Annotated in this window: 1 protein-coding gene; it reads right to left on the bottom strand. The window is 72.7% G+C overall.

All coding sequences use genetic code 11. The annotated features are described in order from the left end of the window. Positions 1-1,108: hypothetical protein (locus ABGB16_RS33750; RefSeq protein ID WP_347672104.1), on the bottom strand; the 1,108-nt coding region annotated here is incomplete at both ends.

Raw genomic sequence — 1,108 nt, 5'->3', positions numbered from 1 at the left:
CGGGCGGGCAGGTCGGTGACCGTCTGCCGGACCATGTTCGCCACGGCGTTGACCTGCGCGGCGCCGGGACTGGCCACCACAGCGGGCAGTGCGGAGGTATCGAGGATCGCATCGAGGATTCGGTCCATCCGGTTCCGCACGGCGCTCTTGACCGCCTCGATCGCGGCGGCGGACGGCACCGCCGCCCCGGCGCCTGTTGGCGTGCTGGCGGCCGTCGGTAGGCCGGCGGCGAGGTACTGGTCGATGTGGTGTTCGGCGGCCAGGTGCGCGATCGCGCGCAACGCCTCCCGGTCGAACTCCGCCGGCAGCGCGGCGATCACCTGCTCCGGCCGCACCTCGGCCGGCGGGATCTGCTCACCCGCGGACGCCAACGCCTCGGCCATCCGGGCCACCGCCCGCTCCCGGACACCCGTCAGATACCCCTCGGTGAGCGCGGTACCCGGCAGACCGACCGCGGACAGGAAAGCCGGGACAGCGGGATCACCCTGCCGGGCGTCGACCCACCCGGCGAAAACCCGCTCGATCGGCACGGCAAGCGCGGCCATGCTCTTGCCCGCCCGAGCCACCCCGGCCAGCAGCCCACCGTAGCGATCCACCAGATCCTGCTGGAACCGATACCACTGCTCAACCACCGGCACACCAGCTGCCACAACCCACTCCGGCGCCGGCGCACCCGACACCGACATCGACGGCACCGACCACGACGGCACCGACGGGTCCAGCTTCGGCGTGCGCAGGTTCACTGCCGGCAGCGGCGGCGGGGTGGGCGGCGGCGTGGGCGGCGCGGCCTGCGTGCCGGCACCCACAGCCTTCGGATCGTCGACCCCGCTCTGGTAGCCCGTGGACGGGTCCCCACCAACCGGTGTCGACGCCACCGGCATGACCGGCTTACCGTCCGGCGTGAAGTCGATACGAGGCACCTGCACCCGGGGCTGCATCACGGCGCGACTCAAGACGAACCCGAGCGCGCTCGCGGCCGACCCCCCCGCCCCCGACAGCGCCCCGGAAATAACGTCCGCACCGACATTATCGAGGGTGACGTCCCCCAGCACCATCCCCTCGGAGCCGATACCGAAGATCACCTCCCCGCCGGTCTCCAGCACGGGCC

This window comes from Micromonospora sp. B11E3 (assembly GCF_039871625.1).
Taxonomy (GTDB): Bacteria; Actinomycetota; Actinomycetes; order Mycobacteriales; family Micromonosporaceae; genus Micromonospora.
This window is presented reverse-complemented; position numbering and strand designations above follow the sequence as displayed.